16 protein-coding genes and 1 tRNA gene are annotated in these 21,512 nt (G+C 69.0%); 6 read left to right on the top strand and 11 right to left on the bottom strand.

The window, feature by feature from the left end; translation table 11 throughout:
• Positions 1–7 precede the first annotated feature (7 nt).
• Together ACF062_RS01275 and ACF062_RS01270 are read left to right on the top strand one after the other, a co-directional pair.
• Positions 8–1,447: a pyridoxal phosphate-dependent decarboxylase family protein gene (locus ACF062_RS01275; RefSeq protein ID WP_392134167.1), complete on the top strand. Its 1,440-nt coding sequence runs from the start codon at positions 8–10 to the stop codon at positions 1,445–1,447.
• On the top strand, positions 1,444–2,892 hold the full coding sequence (locus ACF062_RS01270) for a lysine N(6)-hydroxylase/L-ornithine N(5)-oxygenase family protein (RefSeq protein WP_392134164.1): 1,449 nt from the start codon (positions 1,444–1,446) through the stop codon (positions 2,890–2,892). The genes ACF062_RS01275 and ACF062_RS01270 overlap by 4 nt, the downstream gene beginning before the upstream one ends.
• 62 nt (positions 2,893–2,954) lie before the next feature.
• Here ACF062_RS01270 and ACF062_RS01265 read toward each other — a convergent pair whose 3' ends face one another.
• Positions 2,955–4,757: a bifunctional metallophosphatase/5'-nucleotidase gene (locus tag ACF062_RS01265; protein WP_392134161.1), complete on the bottom strand. Its 1,803-nt coding sequence runs from the start codon at positions 4,755–4,757 to the stop codon at positions 2,955–2,957.
• Positions 4,758–4,885: 128 nt separating this feature from the next.
• Between ACF062_RS01265 and ACF062_RS01260 the strand changes: the two genes are divergently transcribed.
• Complete coding sequence (locus tag ACF062_RS01260; protein WP_392134158.1) at positions 4,886–5,611, top strand: SIMPL domain-containing protein; 726 nt, start codon at positions 4,886–4,888, stop codon at positions 5,609–5,611.
• 131 nt (positions 5,612–5,742) lie between these two features.
• Positions 5,743–7,170, top strand: coding sequence for a pyruvate kinase (gene pyk, locus ACF062_RS01255; protein WP_392134155.1), 1,428 nt, complete (start codon positions 5,743–5,745; stop codon positions 7,168–7,170).
• A 154-nt stretch (positions 7,171–7,324) separates the two neighbouring features.
• Here pyk and ACF062_RS01250 read toward each other — a convergent pair.
• A tRNA-Leu gene (locus tag ACF062_RS01250) sits at positions 7,325–7,399 on the bottom strand.
• A gap of 100 nt (positions 7,400–7,499) precedes the next feature.
• Between ACF062_RS01250 and ACF062_RS01245 the strand changes: the two genes are divergently transcribed.
• The gene (locus tag ACF062_RS01245) at positions 7,500–8,156 is read left to right on the top strand and encodes an ANTAR domain-containing response regulator (RefSeq protein WP_392134152.1); all 657 of its coding nucleotides are present in this window, start codon (positions 7,500–7,502) and stop codon (positions 8,154–8,156) included.
• 99 nt (positions 8,157–8,255) lie between these two features.
• On the opposite strand, the gene ACF062_RS01240 is transcribed toward ACF062_RS01245, so the two are convergent.
• The 9 genes from ACF062_RS01240 to ACF062_RS01200 form a co-directional block, all read right to left on the bottom strand.
• The gene (locus ACF062_RS01240; RefSeq protein ID WP_392134150.1) at positions 8,256–8,972 is read right to left on the bottom strand and encodes an ABC transporter ATP-binding protein; all 717 of its coding nucleotides are present in this window, start codon (positions 8,970–8,972) and stop codon (positions 8,256–8,258) included.
• A complete protein-coding gene (locus tag ACF062_RS01235; RefSeq protein WP_392134147.1) occupies positions 8,972–9,793 on the bottom strand; it encodes an ABC transporter ATP-binding protein in 822 nt (273 codons plus the stop codon). The genes ACF062_RS01240 and ACF062_RS01235 overlap by 1 nt, the downstream gene beginning before the upstream one ends.
• Positions 9,794–9,796: 3 nt before the next feature.
• Positions 9,797–11,641, bottom strand: coding sequence for a branched-chain amino acid ABC transporter permease (locus tag ACF062_RS01230; RefSeq protein ID WP_392134144.1), 1,845 nt, complete (start codon positions 11,639–11,641; stop codon positions 9,797–9,799).
• Positions 11,642–11,646: 5 nt separating this feature from the next.
• The gene (locus ACF062_RS01225) at positions 11,647–12,576 is read right to left on the bottom strand and encodes a branched-chain amino acid ABC transporter permease (protein WP_223774053.1); all 930 of its coding nucleotides are present in this window, start codon (positions 12,574–12,576) and stop codon (positions 11,647–11,649) included.
• Between the two features lie 191 nt (positions 12,577–12,767).
• The gene (locus tag ACF062_RS01220; protein WP_392134141.1) at positions 12,768–14,015 is read right to left on the bottom strand and encodes an ABC transporter substrate-binding protein; all 1,248 of its coding nucleotides are present in this window, start codon (positions 14,013–14,015) and stop codon (positions 12,768–12,770) included.
• Positions 14,016–14,306: 291 nt separating this feature from the next.
• Positions 14,307–14,903 carry a Tat pathway signal sequence domain protein gene (locus ACF062_RS01215; RefSeq protein WP_392134138.1) on the bottom strand — a complete coding sequence of 199 codons (597 nt, stop codon included), beginning with the start codon at positions 14,901–14,903 and terminating at the stop codon, positions 14,307–14,309.
• Positions 14,900–15,061: a hypothetical protein gene (locus tag ACF062_RS01210; RefSeq protein WP_392134135.1), complete on the bottom strand. Its 162-nt coding sequence runs from the start codon at positions 15,059–15,061 to the stop codon at positions 14,900–14,902. The genes ACF062_RS01215 and ACF062_RS01210 overlap by 4 nt, the downstream gene beginning before the upstream one ends.
• 154 nt (positions 15,062–15,215) lie before the next feature.
• Positions 15,216–15,698: a PaaI family thioesterase gene (locus ACF062_RS01205; protein WP_392134132.1), complete on the bottom strand. Its 483-nt coding sequence runs from the start codon at positions 15,696–15,698 to the stop codon at positions 15,216–15,218.
• Between the two features lie 65 nt (positions 15,699–15,763).
• On the bottom strand, positions 15,764–18,043 hold the full coding sequence (locus ACF062_RS01200; RefSeq protein ID WP_392134130.1) for an FdhF/YdeP family oxidoreductase: 2,280 nt from the start codon (positions 18,041–18,043) through the stop codon (positions 15,764–15,766).
• Between the two features lie 124 nt (positions 18,044–18,167).
• Between ACF062_RS01200 and polA the strand changes: the two genes are divergently transcribed.
• Entirely contained in the window at positions 18,168–20,921 is a 2,754-nt protein-coding gene (gene polA, locus ACF062_RS01195; RefSeq protein WP_392134127.1) for a DNA polymerase I, read from the top strand.
• Positions 20,922–21,512: the final 591 nt, after the last annotated feature.

The raw sequence follows: 21,512 nt of genomic DNA, 5'->3' as shown, positions 1-21,512 counted from the left end.
ACGCCCCATGAGCACCCCGCCGCCCCTCGCCGGAGGCGTCCAAGGCCCCGACGCCCTGCGGCCCTTGCTCGCGGTCACGCTCGACGCCCTGCACCACGGGGCGACCGCCCGCGGCGGCCCACTCCCCGCCGACGGCCCCACCGCCGTCACCGACCGCGTCCGCGCAGCCGCCGAACCGGTCCTGCCCGAGCACGGCACGGGCCCCGAAGCCGCCCTGCGCACCCTCGTCCACGCGCTCGCCGAAGGCGCCGCCGACCCCGCCGACCCCCTGTGCGCCGCCCACCTGCACTGTCCGCCGCTCGCCCTGGCGGCCGCCGCCGACCTGGCCGCCTCCGCGCTCAACCCCTCCATGGACTCCTGGGACCAGGCCCCCGCCGCCTCCACCCTCGAAACCCTCGTCACCCGCGCACTCGCCACCGAGGTCCACCCCGAAGCGGACGCCCTGGTCACCACCGGCGGCACCGAGTCCAACCAGCTCGCCCTGCTCCTCGCCCGCGAAGCCGCCACCCGAGGCCCGCTGCGCCTCCTCGTCGGCGAGAACGCCCACCACTCCCTCGCCCGCGGCGCCTGGCTCCTCGGCCTGCCCGACCCGGTCACCGTCCCCGCCCCCGCCGGCACCCTCGACCCGGCCGCCCTCGACGAGGCCCTCAACGAACTCGGCGGCCCGCACACCACCTTCCTCGTCACCGCCACCGCCGGCACCACCGACGCCGGACTCATCGACCCCCTCGACGACATCGCCGACGTCTGCGCCGCCCACCGCGCCCGGCTGCACATCGACGCCGCGTACGGCGGCGGCCTGCTCTTCAGCGACGTACGCAAACGCCTCCTGAAAGGCATCGAGCGCGCCCACACCGTCACCCTCGACCTGCACAAACTCGGCTGGCAGCCCGCCGCCGCCGGACTGCTCGCCGTCCGCGACCCGAACGACCTCGCCGCGCTCACCCACCGCGCCGACTACCTCAACGCCGACGACGACACCGACGCGGGCCTGCCCGACCTCCTCGGCCGCTCCCTGCGCACCACACGCCGCCCCGACATCCTCAAGATCGCCGTCACCCTCAAAGCCCTCGGCCGCACGGGACTCGGCGCACTCGTCGACCAAGTCTGCGACCAAGCGAGGCACTTCGCCACCCTCATCGAAGACCACCCCCGCTTCGAGCTGTACGACACCCCGGCCATCAGCACCGTCCTGTTCCGCCCCACAGACACCGACGACACCCACCTCGCCCACGTACGAAGGCGACTGCTCACCGAAGGCACCGCCGTCCTCGGCCGCGCCGACCTCGACGGCCGCCGATGGCTCAAAGCCACCCTCCTCAACCCGCACACCCGCCCCGGCGACCTCACCACGCTCCTCGAACACGTCGAGGAGACAAGCCGACAGGCCACCGCCAGGGCCGCGCGCACCACCCCCCACCTCGCGGAAGGAACCACCCCCCGATGACCGGCACGCCCGACCGCCCCGACCCCACGCCGCGCTCCACGCCCGAAGACCCCCGCGACCTCGTCGGCATCGGCATCGGCCCCTTCAACCTCTCCCTCGCCGCCCTCGCCCACCCCCTCGGCGAACTCGACACCGTCTTCTACGAACAGAGCCACGGCTTCCACTGGCACCCCGGCCTCCTCATCGAAGGCGCCACCCTCCAAGTGCCCTTCCTCGCCGACCTCGTCACCCTCGCCGACCCCGCGAGCCCCTGGTCCTTCCTCAGCTACCTCAAGAGCCGCGAGCGGCTCTTCCCCTTCTACTTCGCCGAGCGCTTCCACATCCAGCGCGCCGAGTACGACGCCTACTGCCGCTGGGTCAGCGAGAACCTCACCGCACTCCACTTCGGCCACCAGGTCGACGCCGTCCGCTGGAACCCCGAACGCGACCTCTTCGAAGTCGACTTCACCCAGCTCGACTCCGACGGCGAAGCCGAAGCCCTCGGCCGCACCTACACCAGGAACATCGCCCTCGGCGTCGGCACCGCCCCCCACATCCCCGAACCCCTCAAACCCCTCGCCGAAGCCCCCACCGTCCCCGTCATCCACTCCGCGGACTACCTCGACCACCGCGAACTGCTGCTCTCCGCCGAGCACATCACCGTCATCGGCTCAGGACAGTCCGGCGCCGAAGTCTTCCTCGACCTGCTGCGAGCCCGCCCCGCGGGGCGCGAGAAAATCCACTGGCTCACCCGCACCGAAGCCTTCGCACCCATGGAGTACTCGAAACTGGGCCTGGAACACTTCACACCCGACTACACCCGCTACTTCCACGCCCTGCCCGAAACGGTCCGCGACGACCTCGTGCCCCACCAATGGCAACTCCACAAAGGCATCGACGCCGACACCATCGCCGCCATCCACGAAGAGCTCTACCGGCACACCCTCCACGGCGGCTGGCCCGACGCCGTCCTCACCCCCGGCGTCCTCGTCCGCACCGCAGGCCGCGTCGCCAGCACCCGCGTCGAACTCCACCTGGAACACCTCCAGCAGGGCACCCGCTCCCGCCTCACCACCGACGCCGTCGTCCTCGCCACCGGCTACCGCGAACGGCCCACCGAGCAACTCCTCGCCGGCCTCGACCCCTACATCCGCAAGGACTCCTCCGCCCGCCCCCGCGTCGACGAGCACTACCGCCTCGTCCTCGACCCCTCCATCACCGCCACCGGCAGCAACATCTACGTACAGAACGCCGAACGCCACACCCACGGCGTCGGCGCCCCCGACCTCGGCCTCGCCGCCTGGCGCAGCGCCACCATCCTCAACGCCCTCACCGGAAAGGACCCCTACCCCCTGCCCCGCCGCACCGCGTTCACCAGCTTCGGCCTGCACACCCCCACCATCCCCGGCCAGGCCACCGGCCGCGTGGGGGAACAGCGCGGAAACCTCGTACGCCTCAAGAACTGACCCCCACGGGCCACCCCGGCCCCCGGCGGACGCCCGCCGGGGGAGGACACGGACAACGCCACTCAGAACACCGGCGTACCGTCCCGGGTCAGCCTCCAGTCCACCGACGCGAACTGAGCGGGATCGATCGTCCCCTTCGCCTTCACCCAGCCGATGATCGTGTTACGGATCTCCTCCGAATTCGCCCACACCTGCTTGGCACCCGCGACATGCGGGAAATTCCCGCCACCGCTCGCCCGGTAATTGTTCACCGCCAGCACGAACTCAGCCTTCGGGTCGATCTCCTCGCCCTCGAACGACAACTTCACGACACGCGAACCCACGGGCTTCGCGATGTCGATCTCATACGTCACGCCATACACCGCGTCGTAGTTGTAATCCGGGATCTTCTCGGCGTTCGTCAGCTTCGCCGGGTCCACCGGGGCACCCGCGGGCGTCTGCACGTAGTAGCGCGCCGAGAACTCCAGATAATCCTTGAGCTGCGCACCCGTGAGCAACCGCGCCTCCAGGGTGTTCTCGAAGGGATACAGACCCGCAGCGTCCTTGATCGTCACCTCGCCCGCCGGAATCCGCGCGGTACGCGAAAAGCACGACGCCTGCGAGAGCACCGGCAGCGCCGCGTACGCACCACCCGTCAACGCCTGCGCCACCGTCTCCCTCTGCACCTGATTGATCAGATCGATGATCGCGACATCCTTGTACGGGCCCTCGGCCGTACTCATCGCCGCCTTCGACGTGCCGATGACCTGATTGACGTAGGCGACGACCTTCTTGTGCTCGTCGGCCAGCAACCGCGTGATCTTCTCGTCCTCCGCGGCCGTGTTGGAGTTCAGGACCTTCGCCCCCACCTTCTCCACCGTCCACCGGCCCTTCACCCACACCAGGTCGAAGTCGAACAACGTCAGACGCTGCCCCCACTTCAGCGGCTCCGACAGGACGACCCGCTTGCCCGTCGCCTTGTTCTCCACGAAGTACTCGGGAATCTCCGTGTGCGCGTGCCCCACCAAAATCGCGTCGATACCCGGCACCTGCTCCGCCACCAGGCCCGCCGCGTTCTCCACATACGGCAACTGATCCCCGTACGACGACGTGCCACTGGAACCGGAGTGCGCCGACACGATCACGACATCCGCACCCATCGACCGCAGCTTCGGCACCCACTTCGCGGCCTGCTCCTCAAGACCGGGAAACGTCATCTTGCCCTGGACGTTCGCCTTGTCCCAGATCGCGATACCCGGATTCGTCAGACCGAGCACCGCCACCTTCACATCACGCCCGTGCGGAGTACGCAGCCGCTTCATGAAATACGGCGGGAACGCCGGCCGCTGCGTCTTCGCGTCCAGCGCGTTGGCCCCGAGAAGCGGGAAATCACACTGCTCCTCGAACTTGCGCAGCACCGGTATACCGTAATTGAACTCGTGATTGCCGAGCGCCGCCGCGTCATAGCCCATCGCGTTCATCGCCTGCGCCATCGGGTGCACCGGGCCACGCGCGGCGGTGATCGGATCGACCTTGGCGTAGTAGTACGAAAGCTGCGTGCCCTGGATGGTGTCACCCGCGTCGATCAGGAGCGTATTGCGACGCCCCTTCTCCGCACGCACCTCGTTCACCAACGTGGAGATCTTGGCCAGGCCCACGTCATTGTGGTCCTTGTCGTCGAACTCCTTGTCCGTGAAGTAGTCCCAGTTGAAGACGTTGCCGTGCAGATCCGTCGTACCGAGCACGGTGAACGAATACCGCTTCTCCCGCCGGCCCGGCTTCCCCTTCGCCTGCGCCACGGACGGCGCCACAGCCCCACCCGTGAGCGCCACGCCCACGCCGGTGACGGCGGACGTGCCCAGGAACTTCCTGCGGTTCAGCGGCATTTCTGTACTCCTCGGTCGACCGTAGTAACGCGCGTAGATTCTGACCTCACCAGCCCGTTCCGCAACAGACCCCCCAGGTTGCGATCCGATGACTGTCGGACCCACCGGCGCAGTGCGACAGTGACCCCATGGACACCACCCCCACCACCACCACCCCCCACACCCCCTACGGCACCCCCGACGCTCCCCGCCTCGCCGTCCGCGGCGAAGCACACCTCGAAGTCGACCCCGAGATCGCCCGCATCGGCATCACCGTCAACGCCCGCGGCACCGACCGCCGCGACGCCCTCCACGACCTCACCCGGCGCAACACCACCGCCCTCGACCTCATCAAGGGCTACGGCGACACTGTCGAGAAACTGGAGACCGGCGCCTTCTCCATCACCCCCGAACTCACCAGACACGGCCGCGCCGAACGCGTCCGCGCCTACCACGGCCGCGTCCACATCACCGCCGAACTCACCGACTTCACCGCACTCGGCGAACTCACCACCCGCCTCGCCGACCTCGACCTCACCCGCGTCGAAGGCCCCTGGTGGGCCCTGCGCCCCGACTCACCCACCCACCGCCGCGCCAGGCAACAAGCCGTCCGCGAAGCGGTACAACGCGCCCGCGAATACGCCGAAGCCCTCGACACCCGACTCGCCGCCCTCATCGAACTCGCCGACCTCGACGCCGAGAACACCCCCGCCCACGGCTACGGCGCCCCCGCCGTCATGCGCTCCGTCGCCTACGGCGGAGCGACCGACATGCCCGCCGAAGCGGTGCCCCTGGACCTCGAACCACAACGCCAGCACGTCTACGCCCAGGTCAACGCCCGCTTCACCATGCAACCCCCACGACTGCACCCGTGACAGCCGAAAATCCGCTCATCAGAGCAGCCGCCCGCGCACTTCAACACTTGTCAACACCCCTTCACGCAAAGGTTGTTGAGTAGTCACGCAGGACCAATTCACTACTGACCGGTAAGCCCTAGGCTCGAACCATGCGCCGAGCCAAAATCGTCTGCACCCTGGGCCCCGCCACCGACTCGTACGACCAGATCAAGGCACTGGTCGAAGCCGGAATGGACGTAGCCCGCTTCAACCTCAGCCACGGCACCCACGCCGAACACGAGGAGCGCTACCAGCGCGTGCGCAAGGCCTCCGAGGAGAGCGGCCGCAGCGTCGGCATCCTCGCCGACCTTCAAGGCCCGAAGATCCGCCTCGGCCGCTTCAGCGAAGGCCCCGTACTCCTTGAACGCGGCGACGAGTTCACCATCACCGTCGAAGACGGCATCCAAGGCGACCGCCAACGCTGCGGCACCACCTACAGCGGCCTCGCCCAGGACGTCACCTCCGGCGAACGCATCCTCGTCGACGACGGCAAGGTGACCCTCCAGGTCACCGGCGTGATCGGCCCCCGCGTCGCCACCACCGTCCTCGAAGGCGGCATGGTCTCCGACCACAAAGGCCTCAACCTCCCCGGCGTCGCCGTCTCCGTCCCCGCACTCTCCGACAAGGACGAAGAAGACCTCCGCTGGGCCCTGCGTACAGGCTTCGACGTCATCGCCCTCTCCTTCGTACGCAGCGGGCGCGACATCGAAGACGTCCACCGCATCATGGACGAGGAAGGCCGCCGCCTCCCCGTGATCGCCAAGGTCGAGAAGCCGCAAGCCGTCGACAACATCGAGGACATCGTCGCCGCCTTCGACGGCATCATGGTCGCCCGCGGCGACCTCGGCGTCGAAATGCCCCTCGAACAAGTCCCCATCGTCCAAAAGCGCGCCATCAAACTCGCCAAGCGCAACGCCAAACCGGTCATCGTCGCCACCCAGATGCTCGACTCCATGATCGACAACTCCCGCCCCACCAGGGCCGAGGCGAGCGACGTCGCCAACGCCGTCATCGACGGCACGGACGCGGTGATGCTCTCCGGCGAGACCAGCGTCGGCAAATACCCCGTCGAGACGGTCAAGACCATGGGCCGCATCGTCGAAGCCGCCGAAGAGGACATCCTCGCCAAGGGCCTGCCCCCACTCACCGAGCGGAGCAAACCCCGCACCCAGGGCGGCGCCGTCGCCCGCGCCGCCGCCGAAATGGGCGACTTCCTCGGCGCCAAATTCCTCGTCGCCTTCACCCAGTCCGGCGACACGGTCCGCCGCCTCTCCCGCTACCGCTCACCCATCCCGCTCCTCGCCTTCACCCCCGACAAGGCGACCCGCTCCCAGCTGAACCTCACCTGGGGCGTGGAAACCTTCCTCGGCCCGCACGTCGACTCCACCGACGCGATGGTCGACCAGGTCGACGAACTGCTCCTGGAGATCGGCCGCTGCGAGCGGGGCGACGTGGTCGTGATCACGGCCGGCTCCCCGCCGGGGGTATCGGGCTCGACGAACCTGGTCCGGGTGCATCGGATCGGCGAGAACGAGTAGCCTCCGGCGGTTCGGTCAGTATTTGGGGCCGGTGCCCAAGTCGTACATGCGACCCACATTGCGGTGCGGTGGGTCTAAGGGGCAGCAAAAAGCGGATGTTCACGGGAACGGGAACATCCGCTTGTCATTTGCGACCTTGGAAATTAAGGAAAGGTGCCCCGGGTGGGACTCGAACCCACACTGTAAGGTGTTTGAGACCTTCGTCTGCTGCCAATTGGACTACCGGGGCCCAACGAATCGAAGGTTAATCCCGACCCGCTGCCCAACCACCATACCGCAGCTGGGTAGGCTCTTGGGAGCTGTACCCCTGCCCTGATCGAGGAGCCCCCGTGACCGCCCCCGAGCCGCCACAGCCCACCGAAGCGTCGGACGACGACCAGTCGCACGTTCCTCCGCTGACGACCCGCGTCGTCATCGCCGAGGACGAGGCCCTGATCCGGCTCGACCTCAAAGAGATGCTGGAGGAAGAGGGCTACAGCGTCGTCGGCGAGGCGGGCGACGGTGAGAAGGCCGTCGAGCTGGCCCGTGAGCACAGGCCCGACCTCGTGATCCTGGACGTGAAGATGCCCGTCCTGGACGGCATCTCCGCGGCCGAGAAGATCGCGGAGGAGTCCATCGCCCCCGTGCTGATGCTGACCGCGTTCTCGCAGCGGGACCTCGTCGAGCGGGCGAGGGACGCGGGTGCGATGGCGTACCTGGTGAAGCCGTTCAGCAAGAGTGACGTCGTCCCGGCGATCGAGATGGCCGTCTCGCGTTTCGCGGAGCTGAAGACGTTGGAGAAGGAGGTCGCGGACCTCTCCCAGCGGCTGGAGACGCGGAAGCTGGTGGACCGCGCGAAGTCGATCCTTCAGACGGAGTACGGCCTGACGGAGCCCGCCGCGTTCCGATGGATCCAGAAGACGTCGATGGACCGCAGGCTGTCGATGCAGCAGGTCGCGGAGGCGGTCATCGAGGACGCCGAGGAGAAGAAGGCGGCGAAGGGCTAGCCCCGGAGCCGGCATACGCGCGTACGTACGTACGACAGGGCCCGCACCCCGAAGCCGGGGTGCGGGCCCTGTCGTATGCGGGAGGGACGGGCGGGTGTCTCAGTCCTCGCCGAGGTACGCCTTGCGTACGGACTCGTCGTGGAGGAGGTCGCCGCCTGTTCCGGAGAGGACGATGCGGCCGACTTCCATGACGTGGCCCTCGTCGGCGAGGGAGAGCGCCGCTTGGGCGTTCTGCTCGACGAGGAGGATCGTGGTGCCCTGGGATTTCAGTTCGGCGATGGTCGCCATGATCTTCTGCATCATGATCGGTGAGAGGCCCATGGAGGGTTCGTCGAGCATGAGCAGTTTGGGTTGTGACATGAGGGCGCGACCCATCGCGAGCATTTGTTGTTCGCCGCCGGAGAGGGTGCCCGCTGCTTGTTTTCTGCGTTCTCCGAGGATGGGGAAGAGGTCGTAGGCGCGGTTGATGTCCTTTTCGATGCCCGCCTTGTCGGAGCGGAGGTAGGCGCCGAGGCGGAGGTTGTTCTCGATGGTCATGCGGGGGAAGATGTGGCGGCCTTCGGGGGAGTGGGCGAGGCCGAGGGCGACGATTTGGTCGGCGCGGTATTTGCGCAGGGTTTTGCCGTTGAATTTGATGGTGCCGCCGACGGGCTTGAGCAGGCCCGACAGTGTGCGGAGTGTGGTGGTCTTGCCTGCGCCGTTGGTGCCGATGAGGGTGACGACTTTGCCGGCCTCGACGGTGAAGGAGATGCCTTTGACGGCTTCGATCCTGCCGTAGGCGACGCGGAGGTCCTCGACCTCAAGGAGTGCGGTCATCAGTTGTTCTCCTCGAAGGGTTCGCCGAGGTAGGCGGCGATGACGCGGTCGTCCTGCCGGACCGTCTCGCTGGATCCTTCGACGAGTTTCTCGCCCTGGACGAGGACGGCGACGCGGTCGCAGAGGTTGAAGATGAAGCGCATGTCGTGCTCGATGACGAGGACGGCGATGCCCATGTCGCGGATGGCGAAGACGAGTTCTTCGGTGGCGCGGGTTTCCTGGGGGTTCATGCCGGCGGTGGGCTCGTCGAGGAGCAGGAGGCCGGGTTCGCTGGCGAGTGCGCGGGCGATCTCCAGTTTGCGTTGTTCGCCGTACGGCAGGTTCCGTGACAGGTGTTCTGCCTTGTCGGCGAGGCCCACGAACTCCAGGAGTTCCATGGCGCGGGCCTTGGAGGCGGCTTCGGCTCGGTGGAAGCCGGGGCCGCGGAGGAGGGCTGACCAGAGGCCTTCCTTGGTGCGGGTGTGGCGGCCGACGAGCACGTTCTCCAGCACGGTCATGTTGGGGAAGAGGCGGATGTTCTGGAAGGTGCGGGCGACGCCGGCCGCGGTGACCTTGAAGGATTTGGCGGGGAGGATCTGGCCTTTGTAGCGGACTTCGCCTTCGGTGGGGATGTAGAGGCCGGTGAGGCAGTTGAAGAAGGTGGTCTTGCCGGCGCCGTTGGGTCCGATGAGTCCGACGATTTCGCCGCTGTTGACGGTGAGGTCGACGGAGCGTACGGCGGTGAGGCCGCCGAAGCGCATGGTGACGTTGCGGGCGTCGAGGACGGTCTGTCCGGCCGGGGTGTCGGGGGCCTGGCCTGCTGTGGTGGTGTCGGTGGTCATGGGTCAGGCCCCTGTCTTGCTGAGGACTGTGGGTGGTGGTGTCTCGCCGGGTTCGAGTTCGGCTTCGTGGAATTCGAGTTGGCGGCGGCGGTTGGGGATGAGGCCTTCGGGGCGGAAGCGCATGAGGAGTGCGAGGGCGAGGCCGAAGGCGAAGAGCTGGTAGTCGCCGAGGAAGGCGAGTTTGTTGGGGATGAGGTAGAGGAGTGCCGCGCCGACGAGGGGTCCGCTGATGGTGCCCATGCCGCCGAGGACGACGGCGGCGAGGAGGAAGGCGGAGTTGGGTGGCACGGTGTTGGCGAATTGGTACTGCTCGGGTGTGACGGTGTAGGTGACGTGTGCCTGGACGGTGCCGGCGAGGCCCGCGAGGGAGGCGCCGAGGGCGAAGGCGATGAGTTTGACGCGGAAGCCGTTGATGCCCATGGCCAGTGCGGCGGTCTCGTCCTCGCGGATGGCGACCCAGGCGCGGCCGATGCGGGAGTCGCCGCTGCGCCGGAAGACGAGGACGACGACGAGGGTGATGAGCAGCATCAGGAAGAAGTAGTTGGCGAAGCGGCCGATGGTGAAGCCGCCGATGCTGTGTTCCAGGCCGAAGTCGAAGCCGAAAATCTTCAGGTTCGGGATGGAGGAGATGCCGTTGGAGCCGTTGGTGATGTCGGGTCCGGAGGCGCCGTCGGAGTTCATGGCGACGATGCGGAAGATCTCTCCGAAGCCGAGGGTGACGATGGCGAGGTAGTCGCCGCGCAGTCGCAGGGTGGGGGCGCCGATGAGGACGCCGAAGACGAGTGAGGCGGCGGCGCCGACGAGGATGGCTCCCCAGAAGGGGAGGTGGATGTCGAAGGGTGAGGAGGGGGATCCGGAGACCATGGATGCGGCGTAGGCGCCGACGCCGAGGAAGGCGACGTATCCGAGGTCGAGGAGGCCTGCGAGGCCGACGACGATGTTCAGGCCGAGGGCGACGGTGGCGAAGATGAGGATGTAGACGCCGATGGTGGCGTACTGGTCGTCGTTCTGGGTGAAGGGGAAGGCGGCCGCGGCGAGGAACGCGCCGAGGAGGGTGACGTTGCGGTGGCGCGCGGTGTAGACGGAGACGTGGGCGACGAGGCCGGCTTTGGAGAGTGCGGCGAAGCCGAAGGCGACCGAGATGAGGAAGCCGATGAAGAGTTCGTCGTATTCGGTGCCGATGCCGTAGGTGAAGACGAGCAGGCCGGTGGCGAGCGCGGCGACGATGATCAGGATTTCGGCGTATCCGGGGAGTCTGCGCGGGGCGGGGGGTGCCTCGGCGGCGAAGGCTCCCTTGACGGTGGTCAGGCTGTTGCGCAGGCGGTGTTTGAACTGTTCCCAGCCGGTGTCCTCGGGGTCGACGGGGTAGGTCTGTGGCCGTTGGAAGGGCAGGGCCAGGGCGCCGGTGAGGGCGGCGAGGGTGGCGATGGCGGTGATCCAGACGCCGGGTTCGAGGTTGGCGAGTCCGCCGAGTTGGACGCTGATCGCGAGGATCGTGTACCAGGCGGTGGCGAAGGCGGCGAGTGCCGCGTATTTGAGGGCGGCGTCGGCGTTGCCGGGGGCGATGGCGCGTATGCCTTTGATGCCGTAGGAGGCGAGGCCGAGGAGGGTGGTGAGGGCGCCGGTGATGAGGACGAGCCATTGCAGGCCGCCGGGGTAGCCGTAGTAGGTGAGGTCGCCTGGGAAGGTGGCGGTCCAGGTCCAGGCGAGGAAGGCGGAGACGATGGTGAGTGCGCCGCCGCCGGTGGCCATGGCGCGGGCCGGGCCGGTGGGGATGGGGAGGAGGCCCGTGGGGGCGTCTTCTTCGCGCGGGCGGGAGTTGTCGGCCGCCGTGGTCTGTGTGGTCATGGTTGTCACGCCCTGTCCGCGACGCGCTCGCCGAGGAGGCCTTGTGGCCTGACGAGGAGGACGACGATGAGGAGTACGAACGCCCAGACATCGGCCCAGGACTGGCCGCCGAGCTTGTCCATGCCGGGGATGTCGTTCATGTAGGCGGTTGCCATGGCTTCGGCGACGCCGAGGACCAGTCCGCCGATCATGGCGCCGTAGATGTTGCCGATGCCGCCGAGGACGGCGGCGGTGAAGGCTTTGAGGCCCCAGAGGAAGCCCATGCGGAAGTTGACTTCGCCGTAGCGGAAGCCGTAGGCGATGGCGGCGATGCCGGCGAAGGCGGCTCCGAGGGCGAAGGCGACGACGATGACGCGGTCGGTGTTGACGCCCATGAGTTTGGCGGTGTCGGGGTCCTGGGCGGTGGCTTGCATGCCGCGGCCGACGCGGGTCTTCATCACGAACCAGCCGAGGGCGAACATGCAGATGGGGGCGGCGACGACGAGGAAGAGGTCGCCGGGCTGGATGGTGACGCTGCCGATGTGGATGGAGTCGCCGGGGATCTCGGGGAAGGTGCGGGACGACTTGGCGCTGGGGTACCAGGCCCAGACCGCTTGCTGGAGGGCGAGGGAGAGGCCGATGGCGGTGATGAGCGGGGCGAGCCGTGGTGCGCCGCGCAGGGGCCGGTAGGCGAAGCGTTCGGCTCCGATCGCGACGGTCGTGGAGACGATGACGGCGCCGATGATCATGAGGGGGACGGCCGCCCACATGGTGGTGCCGCCGGGGAGCCAGAGCCAGACGGTGAGGGCGCCGAAGCCGCCGACCATGAAGATCTCGCCGTGGGCGAAGTTGATGAGCTGGACGATGCCGTAGACCATTGTGTAGCCGATGGCGATCAGGCCGTACATGGATCCCAGTAGCAGGCCGTTGACCAGCTGTTGCGGCAGTTCGTGCACCGCAGGTCCTCCGAGTCTTTCGAGCGACGGGTGTCGGATGCGACGGACGCGACGGGCACGGCACCGCTGTGCCGGCCGGGATGTCACCGTGTCGGATGTGACGCCGCGCGGGGCGCTGTCGGGCAGCGCCCCGCGCGGTGGTGTCGTGCGCGGTGGTGTCGTGCGCGGTGGTGTCGGGCTGTGGTGGTGGGTCAGCCGGTGTAGGTGCCGGACTCGACGGGCTGCCAGCCCTTGGCCGGGTCGGTGGTGTCCTTGACCTGGTAGACCGTGAGCTGCTTGTTCGTGGCGTCGCCGTATTCGTCGAAGGAGACCTTGCCGGTCACGCCGTCGAAGGAGACGTCCTGCATGGCGTCGACGATCTTGGCGCGGGCGTCGGAGGGCAGTTCGCCGTCGTTGTCCTCGACGACCTTCTTGACGGCCTCGATGATCGCCCAGGCGGAGTCGTAGGAGTAGCCGCCGTAGGCCTCGTAGGCCTCCTTGTAACCGGCCTTCTTGTAGTTGGCGATGAACTCCTTGGCGGAGGGCAGCTGCTCGACGGGCTGGCCGACGGAGGTGGCGTAGTCGCCCTTGCCGTCCTTGCCGGCGAGCTTGATGTAGTCGGCGCTGTAGAGGCCGTCGCCGCCGACGAGCGGGATCTTGGCTCCGGCCTTCTTCATCTGCTTGCTCAGCGGGCCGGCGGCCGGGTACTCGCCGCCGTAGTAGACGACGTCGGCGTCCGAGTTGCGGATCTTGGTGGCGACGGCGCCGAAGTCCTTGGTGTCGGGGTTGACGTGCTCGGTGCCCGCGACCTTGCCGCCGAGCTTGGTGAACTCGTCCTTGAAGGTGGCTGCGAGGCCCGCGCCGTAGGTCTTCTTGTCGTCGATGACGAAGACCTTCTTCTTCTTGGCCTTGTTGTACAGGTACTGCGCCGCGAAGGGGCCCTGGATGGCGTCGGTGGTGGCCGTACGGAAGTAGGCCTTGTAGGGGCGCACCTTCTTGCCGCCGTTCCAGTCCGGGCCCTGGGTCATGGCCGGGTTGGTGTTGGCGGGGGAGACCTGGACGAGTTTGGCGTCGTCGAAGACCTTCTGCATGGACTCGCCGACGGAGGAGTTCAGGGGGCCGACGGCGCCGAGGAGTTCTTTGTTGGCGACGAACTTGGTGGCGTTGGTCTGGCCGGAGGAGGGCTGTCCCTGGTCGTCGGCTGCCTGCATCTTGAAGGTGATGCCGTCGACGTAGTTCTTGTCGTTGGCCTGCTTGACGGCGAGGTCGACGGAGTTGCGGATGCCGAGGCCCAGCGCGGAGAGGTCACCGGTCAGCGGCGCGTCGACGCCGATGACCACGGTGGTGCCGCCGCCGTCGGCGCTTCCCTTGTCCTTGTCGTCGCGCGAGCCACAGGCGGTGAGGGTGAGAGCCCCCGCGGTGAGTGCAGCGGTGATGGCTATGAGCGAACGTTGACGCACGATCAGTCCTTTCCCCTGGCACGGCCGTCCCTTGTTGGGATGCCGAGTCGAGCGCGGAACCGAACTGACGGGAATCCGGTGGGCGCGGTGACTGGCCGTGACTCTAAGGGCGCCTTTGTTCCAGGTGGAGTGGTCAGACCAAGGCTGTGACGCTCTTGTTATGCCACGGAGTATTCCGGGCTGGAACGCAGGGGGCGGTTGAGGCCGAATGTGACCTTGTTCGGGGGATCTCGACGCATCCACATGCTGAGAATCTCCAGGACAATCGGCAGGAGCGTAAGGGTATTTGGCTCATGACACGCGTGTTCGTGGGCATGCGGCGGTCAGCGCTCCGGAAAGATCATTTGCGTATTCCGGACCCAGGATGTAACTCTGCCGCTCGTTTGCGCGCGCATTACGCAGTGTTACTTCCAGGAAAGGGAGTCCGGCATTCCGTGGCACTTCTCCGCATTCGCGAATGTGCATCGTGATGATCAACTTCCGGGGTGTTCCCGATTTCACCGTGAATGGGGTGGCGGGGGATGCGTGCACCGAAAGCGCCGCCGAGGGCTGGGCGACCCGCCGGACGGACACCGGGGGTTCGGCCTCATGGGTGACGAGGACGGCGAAGGTGAAGTTCCGTTCCCCGGCCCGCGGACGCGACATCTCGCCGGTGTACGTCACCGCCACACTCTGCGACGGCCAGAGCGGGGGCGGCGCGGGCGGCGGCTCGGGGCGGGTGAGGTGGATGGTCAGCCCGGCCGCGGCAAGGAGCACGGCCGCGGCGGCGGCGAGGGCGGTGCGGCGGGGGGCTCGCCAGGCAGCCCTGGGGGCGGCGGCTTTCCGGCCATGGGCGTTTTCGCGCCCGTAGGTGTCCTCACCCGGCTCGACCGGGCCGATGGCGTTCACGCCCAGGGCCCGCCGGTCGGCTCGCAGCCACGATGGCGCGCGGCGCGGCGCTCGCGTGCCTGACGGATGTCGCGCAGGGTCTGGTGCTGCCCGTTCGACGCGCAGCCGGTGCCGGTGCCGGTGCCGACGGCCGGCGGGGGCGGGAGGGGGGAGCGCACAGAGCCGTCTCCGGCGCTGTCTCCGGTGCCGTATCCGGTGCCTCATGCGCCGACGCTAGTCCGGAGCCGCACGCTCCGACAATGCGCGTGCGCCCGCCCTCGTGACGTGTGCGCCCGCCCTGGTGATGTGTGTACCCCCCCGCCCGTCGCCGGGTCAGCCGGTCGCGCCGTCCACGCGGCCGGCGGGGGCGTCCCGCAGCATGCACGTCAGGCGCGCGCTGCACACCCGCCTGCCCTCCTCGTCGCTGACCGCGATCTCGTACGTGGCCGTGGAGCGGCCCCGGTGCACCGGCGTCGCCACGCCCGTGACCAGGCCGGAGCGGGCACCGCGGTGGTGCGTGCAGTTCAGGTCGACGCCGACGGCGAGCTTGCCGACACCGCCGTGCAGCATCGCGCCGATGGAACCGAGGGTCTCGGCGAGCACCGCGGACGCGCCGCCGTGCAGCAGGCCGTACGGCTGGGTGTTGCCCTCGACCGGCATGGTGCCGACGACGCGCTCCGCCGAGGCCTCCCGTATCTGCACGCCCATGCGGGTGCCGAGGTGCCCCGCGGAGAACAGGGCGGCCAGATCGATACCGAGCGCGGCGTACTCGTCGATGACCTCCTGCGGGAACTTCACGCTGTGCTGCTCACCCATGGGGCCCGGCTCCGTTCGTTCGTCCGTCGTCACACGCATCACTTGCGCTGTCGCTGAGCAAACGCTCAGTCGAGCGAGGATTGTTCCAGGCGTACGACAACGGACTTGCTGGCAGGGGTGTTGCTGGTGTCGGCGGTGGCGTCCAGCGGCACCAGCACGTTGGTCTCCGGGTAGTACGCGGCGGCGCAGCCCCGGGCCGTCGGGTAGTGCACGACGCGGAAGCCCGGCGCGCGGCGCTCCACGCCGTCCCGCCACTCGCTGACCAGGTCCGCGTACGTCCCGTCGGCGAGGCCCAGCTCCCCGGCGTCCTCGGGGTTGACCAGGACGACGCGGCGCCCGTTCTTGATGCCGCGGTAGCGGTCGTCCAGGCCGTAGATGGTGGTGTTGTACTGGTCGTGGGAGCGCAGCGTCTGGAGCAGCAGGCGGCCCTTGGGGAGGGCCGGGTACTCGACCGGGGCGGCCGTGAAGTTGGCCTTGCCGGTGGCGGTGGGGAAGCGGCGCTCGTCGCGCGGGGCGTGCGGCAGGGCGAAGCCGCCGGGGTGCGCCACGCGCGCGTTGAAGTCCTCGAAGCCGGGGATCACGCGCGCGATGCGGTCGCGCACGGTGGCGTAGTCCTTCTCGAACTCCTCCCAGGGCGTACGGGACGCGGGGCCGAGGACGCGCCGGGCCAGCCGGCACACGATGGCGGGTTCGGAGAGCAGCTGGTCGCTCGCGGGCTCCAGGCGGCCGCGTGAGGCGTGCACCATGCCCATGGAGTCCTCGACGGTCACGAACTGCTCGGCGCCCGCCTGGAGGTCGCGTTCGGTACGGCCGAGCGTCGGCAGGATCAGGGCGCGCGCGCCCGTGACGGTGTGCGAGCGGTTCAGTTTCGTGGAGACGTGCACCGTCAGGCGGGCCTTGCGCATCGCCGCCTCGGTCACCTCGGTGTCGGGGGAGGCCGACACGAAGTTGCCGCCCATGGCGAAGAAGACCTTCGCCTCGCCGTCCCGCAGCGCGCGGATCGCGCGGACCACGTCCAGGCCGTGGTGGCGGGGCGGTGCGAAGCCGAACTCCTTCTCCAGGGCGTCGAGGAAGGCGGGCGCGGGCCGCTCGAAGATGCCCATCGTGCGGTCGCCCTGCACGTTGGAGTGGCCGCGCACGGGGCAGACGCCCGCGCCGGGGCGGCCGATGTCGCCGCGCAGCAGAAGGAAGTTGACGACCTCGCGGATCGTGGGCACGGAGTGCTTGTGCTGGGTCAGGCCCATCGCCCAGCACACGACGGTGCGCTTGGAGGCGAGCACCATGGCGAGGGCTTCCTCGATGCGTGCGCGGTACAGGCCCGTGGCCGTCAGGGTCTCGTCCCAGTCGGCGTCCCGCGCGGCGGCGACGAACTCCTCGTACCCATGGGTGTGTTCGCGTACGAACTCCTCGTCGACCGCGCCCTCGGTCTCAAGGATCAGCTTGTTCAGGAGGCGGAAGAGGGCCTGGTCGCCGCCGAGGCGGATCTGGAGGAAGAGGTCGGTGAGGGCGGTGCCCTTGAGCATGCCCTGCGGGGTCTGGGGGTTCTTGAAGCGCTCCATGCCCGCTTCGGGCAGCGGATTGACCGTGATGATCCTCGCGCCGTTGTGCTTGGCCTTCTCCAGGGCCGAGAGCATGCGCGGGTGGTTCGTGCCCGGGTTCTGCCCGGCGACGATGATCAGATCCGACTTGTAGAGGTCTTCCAGCAGGACGCTGCCCTTGCCGATGCCGATCGTCTCCGTCAGCGCGGAGCCGGACGACTCGTGGCACATGTTGGAGCAGTCCGGCAGGTTGTTCGTGCCCAGCTCGCGGGCGAACAGCTGGTAGAGGAACGCCGCTTCGTTGCTGGTGCGGCCCGAGGTGTAGAAGACGGCCTCGTCGGGGCTGGCGAGGGCCGCCAGCTCCTCGGCGACGATGTCGAAGGCGCGCTCCCAGGAGACGGGCTCGTACCGCTCGGCGCCCTCCGCCAGGTACATGGGGTGGGTGAGGCGGCCCTGCTGCCCCAGCCAGTACCCACTGCGGGTCGCGAGGTCGGCCACGGGGTGCGCGGCGAAGAAGTCGGGGGTCACGCGGCGCAGCGTGGCCTCCTCGGCGACCGCCTTCGCGCCGTTCTCACAGAACTCCGCCTTGTGCCGGTGCTCGGGCTCGGGCCAGGCGCAGCCCGGGCAGTCGAAGCCGTCCTTCTGATTGACGCGCAGCAGGGTCAGGGCGGTGCGGCGCACGCCCATCTGCCGCTGCGCTACCCGCAGCGTGTGGCCGATGGCGGGCAGCCCGGCGGCGGCGTGCTGCGCCTGCTCGACCTGCGGCGCGTCCTGGACCGGATCGCCCTTGGGCGGCTTGCTTGCCATGGTCGGCTCCCCTTCGAGCACCTACGTGAGCTACGTCATCGATCCTCCCACGCGCCGGTGACAACGCCCGGCCGAGGGGGCGGGCGGGACCGGACTGTCAGTGGGGCGTGGCAGGATCGGGGACGTGGCAGAAACAGCATCGAAGAAGAAGTCCGAGACCGTGGCGGCCAAGGCCCCGAAGGCGGGCGGCGAGCAGCGCCCGCGCCTGCTCCTCATGGACGGGCACTCCCTGGCGTACCGGGCGTTCTTCGCGCTGCCCGCGGAGAATTTCACGACCGCGACGGGCCAGCCGACGAACGCGATCTACGGCTTCGCGTCGATGCTGGCGAACACCCTGCGTGACGAGGCACCCACGCACTTCGCCGTGGCCTTCGACGTCTCGCGCAAGACGTGGCGCTCCCAGGAGTTCCCCGACTACAAGGCGAACCGCTCCAAGACCCCGGACGAGTTCAAGGGCCAGGTCGAGCTGATCGGCGAGATGCTCGACGCGATGCACGCGGTGCGCTTCGCCGTGGACGGCTTCGAGGCGGACGACGTCATCGCGACGCTCGCCACCCAGGCCGAGGCGGCCGGCTTTGAAGTCCTGATCGTCACCGGCGACCGCGACTCCTTCCAGCTGATCACCGACCACGTCACGGTGCTCTACCCGACCAAGGGCGTCTCGGAGCTGACCCGCTTCACCCCGGAGAAGGTCGCGGAGAAGTACGGCCTCACGCCCAGCCAGTACCCCGACTTCGCGGCGCTGCGCGGCGACCCGTCGGACAACCTCCCGGGCATCCCCGGTGTCGGCGAGAAGACCGCCGCGAAGTGGATCAACCAGTTCGGTTCGTTCGCCGACCTCGTCGAGCGCGCCGAGGAGGTCAAGGGCAAGGCCGGGCAGAACTTCCGCGACCACCTGGAGGCGGTCAAGCTCAACCGCCGCCTGACCGAGATGGTGCGCGACGTCGAGCTGCCGAAGACGGTCGCCGACCTGGAGCGCGCTCCGTACGACCGCACGGCGCTCGCCATGGTCCTGGACACCCTGGAGATCCGTAACCCCTCGCTGCGCGAGCGTCTCCTGGCGGTCGACCCGGGCGCCGAGGAGGCCGAGCAGACCCCCGTCGCGCCCGGCGTCGAGCTGGACGGCGCGGTCCTCGGCGCGGGTGAGCTCGCCCCCTGGCTGGCCGAGCACGGCAAGGCGGTCCTCGGTGTCGCGACGGTCGACACCTGGCAGCTCGGTTCGGGCACCGTCACCGAGGTCGCGCTCGCCGCGGCCGGGGGAGCGGCCGCCTGGTTCGACCCGGCGACGCTGGACGAGGCCGATGAGAACGCGTTCGCGACCTGGATCGCCGACCCCGCCAAGCCGAAGGTGATGCACAACGCCAAGGCGGTCATGCGGGTCTTCCCCGAGCACGGCTGGTCGGTGGACGGCGTCACCATGGACACCGCCCTGGCCGCCTACCTCGTCAAGCCGGGCCGCCGCTCCTTCGCGCTGGACGCCCTCTCCCTGGAGTACCTCGGCCGTGAGCTGGCGCCCGCCTCCGCCGCCGACGGGCAGCTCGCCTTCGGTACGGAGGAGGACGAGCGGGCCGAGGCGGACTTCCTGATGTCGCAGGCCCGCACCGTCCTGGACCTCGGCACCGCCTTCGGCGAGAAGCTGCGGGAGGTCGGCGCGAGCGACCTCATGCAGGACGTCGAGCTGCCCACCTCCACGCTCCTGGCCCGCCTTGAGCGGCACGGCATCGCGGCCGACCGCGCCCATCTGGAGGCGATGGAGCAGCAGTTCGCGGGCGCCGTGCAGCAGGCGGTGAAGGAGGCGCACGCCGCGGCGGGCCACGAGTTCAACCTCGGCTCGCCCAAGCAGCTCCAGGAAGTCCTCTTCGGCGAGCTGAACCTCCCCAAGACGAAGAAGACCAAGACCGGCTACACCACGGACGCGGACGCGCTGGCCTGGCTGGCCGCCCAGACGGAGAACGAACTGCCGGTCATCATGCTCCGCCACCGCGAGCAGGCGAAGCTGCGCGTCACCGTCGAGGGGCTGATCAAGTCGATCGCCGCGGACGGCCGCATCCACACGACGTTCAACCAGACGGTGGCCGCGACGGGCCGTCTCTCCTCGACGGATCCCAACCTCCAGAACATCCCGGTCCGCACGGACGAGGGCCGCGCGATCCGCCGCGGCTTCGTGGTGGGCGAGGGCTTCGAGTCGCTGATGACGGCGGACTACAGCCAGATCGAGCTGCGCGTGATGGCGCACCTCTCCGAGGACGAGGGCCTCCTGGAGGCGTTCACCTCCGGTGAGGACCTGCACACCACCGTCGCCTCGCAGGTGTTCTCCGTGGACCGTTCGAAGGTCGACGCGGAGATGCGGCGCAAGATCAAGGCCATGTCGTACGGCTTGGCGTACGGCCTGTCGGCGTTCGGCCTCTCCCAGCAGCTGAACATCGACGCGGGTGAGGCGCGTGCCCTGATGGACACGTACTTCGAGCGGTTCGGCGGGGTGCGGGACTATCTGCGACGCGCGGTCGACGAGGCGCGGGCCACGGGGTATACGGAGACGATGCTGGGCCGCCGGCGGTATCTGCCGGACCTCAACAGCGACAACCGCCAACGCCGTGAGATGGCCGAGCGGATGGCGCTGAACGCCCCGATCCAGGGCACGGCCGCGGACATCGTCAAGATCGCCATGCTGAACGTGCACCGCGCGCTCACCGAGGCGGAGCTCGACTCGCGCATGCTGCTGCAGGTCCACGACGAAATCGTCCTGGAGATCGCTCCGGGCGAGCGCGCGAAGGTGGAGGAGCTGGTCCGCCGCGAGATGGCCGGCGCGGTGGCCCTCCGGGCGCCGCTGGATGTCTCGGTGGGCGTGGGCCCGAACTGGGAATCGGCGGCGCATTAGCCTCCGGGGGCGCCTGGTCTTCTGCGGCCCCGGTGGGGGCTGGCCGCGCAGTTCCCCGCACCCCTTGCAGGGGCGCTTGCCGAAGCCCTGTGAACAGTTCCCCGGGCGAGCCCCATAAGGGGCGCGGGGAACTGCGCGAGCAACCACGATGCGCCCGCGGTGAAGGCCCGGGGTCATGCCCCGGCCAGGGGCGCGGGGAACCGCGTGAGCAACCACGATGCGCCCGCGGTGAAGGCCCGGGGTCACGCCCCCGCCAGGGGCGCGGGGAACTGCGTGAGCAACCACGGCGCGCTCGCGGTGTAGGCCCGGGGTCACGCCCCGGCCAGGGGCGCGGGGAACCACGATGCGCCCGCGGTGAAGGCCTGCGATCACGCCCCGGCCAGGGGCGCGGGGAACTGCGCGAGCAACCACGATGCACTCGCGGTGTAGGCCCGGGGTCACGCCCCGGCCAGGGGCGCGGGGAACTGCGCGAGCAACCACGGCGCGCCCGCGGTGTAGGCCCGGGGTCATGCCCCGGCCAGGGGCGCGGGGAACCGCGTGAGCAACCACGATGCGCCCGCGGTGAAGGCCCGGGGTCACGCCCCCGCCAGG

Source organism: Streptomyces sp. NPDC015345, assembly GCF_043078805.1.
GTDB lineage: Bacteria > Actinomycetota > Actinomycetes > Streptomycetales > Streptomycetaceae > Streptomyces.
This window is presented reverse-complemented; position numbering and strand designations above follow the sequence as displayed.

Coding starts and splice junctions, on each gene's coding strand:
- ACF062_RS01270 (WP_392134164.1), top strand. CDS start 1,444: ATGACCGGCACGCCCGACCGCCCCGACCCCACGCCGCGCTCCACGCCC.
- ACF062_RS01230 (WP_392134144.1), bottom strand. CDS start 11,641: ATGACCACACAGACCACGGCGGCCGACAACTCCCGCCCGCGCGAAGAA.
- ACF062_RS01235 (WP_392134147.1), bottom strand. CDS start 9,793: ATGACCACCGACACCACCACAGCAGGCCAGGCCCCCGACACCCCGGCC.
- pyk (WP_392134155.1), top strand. CDS start 5,743: ATGCGCCGAGCCAAAATCGTCTGCACCCTGGGCCCCGCCACCGACTCG.
- ACF062_RS01275 (WP_392134167.1), top strand. CDS start 8: ATGAGCACCCCGCCGCCCCTCGCCGGAGGCGTCCAAGGCCCCGACGCC.
- ACF062_RS01260 (WP_392134158.1), top strand. CDS start 4,886: ATGGACACCACCCCCACCACCACCACCCCCCACACCCCCTACGGCACC.
- ACF062_RS01265 (WP_392134161.1), bottom strand. CDS start 4,757: ATGCCGCTGAACCGCAGGAAGTTCCTGGGCACGTCCGCCGTCACCGGC.
- ACF062_RS01200 (WP_392134130.1), bottom strand. CDS start 18,043: ATGGCAAGCAAGCCGCCCAAGGGCGATCCGGTCCAGGACGCGCCGCAG.
- ACF062_RS01205 (WP_392134132.1), bottom strand. CDS start 15,698: ATGGGTGAGCAGCACAGCGTGAAGTTCCCGCAGGAGGTCATCGACGAG.
- ACF062_RS01240 (WP_392134150.1), bottom strand. CDS start 8,972: ATGACCGCACTCCTTGAGGTCGAGGACCTCCGCGTCGCCTACGGCAGG.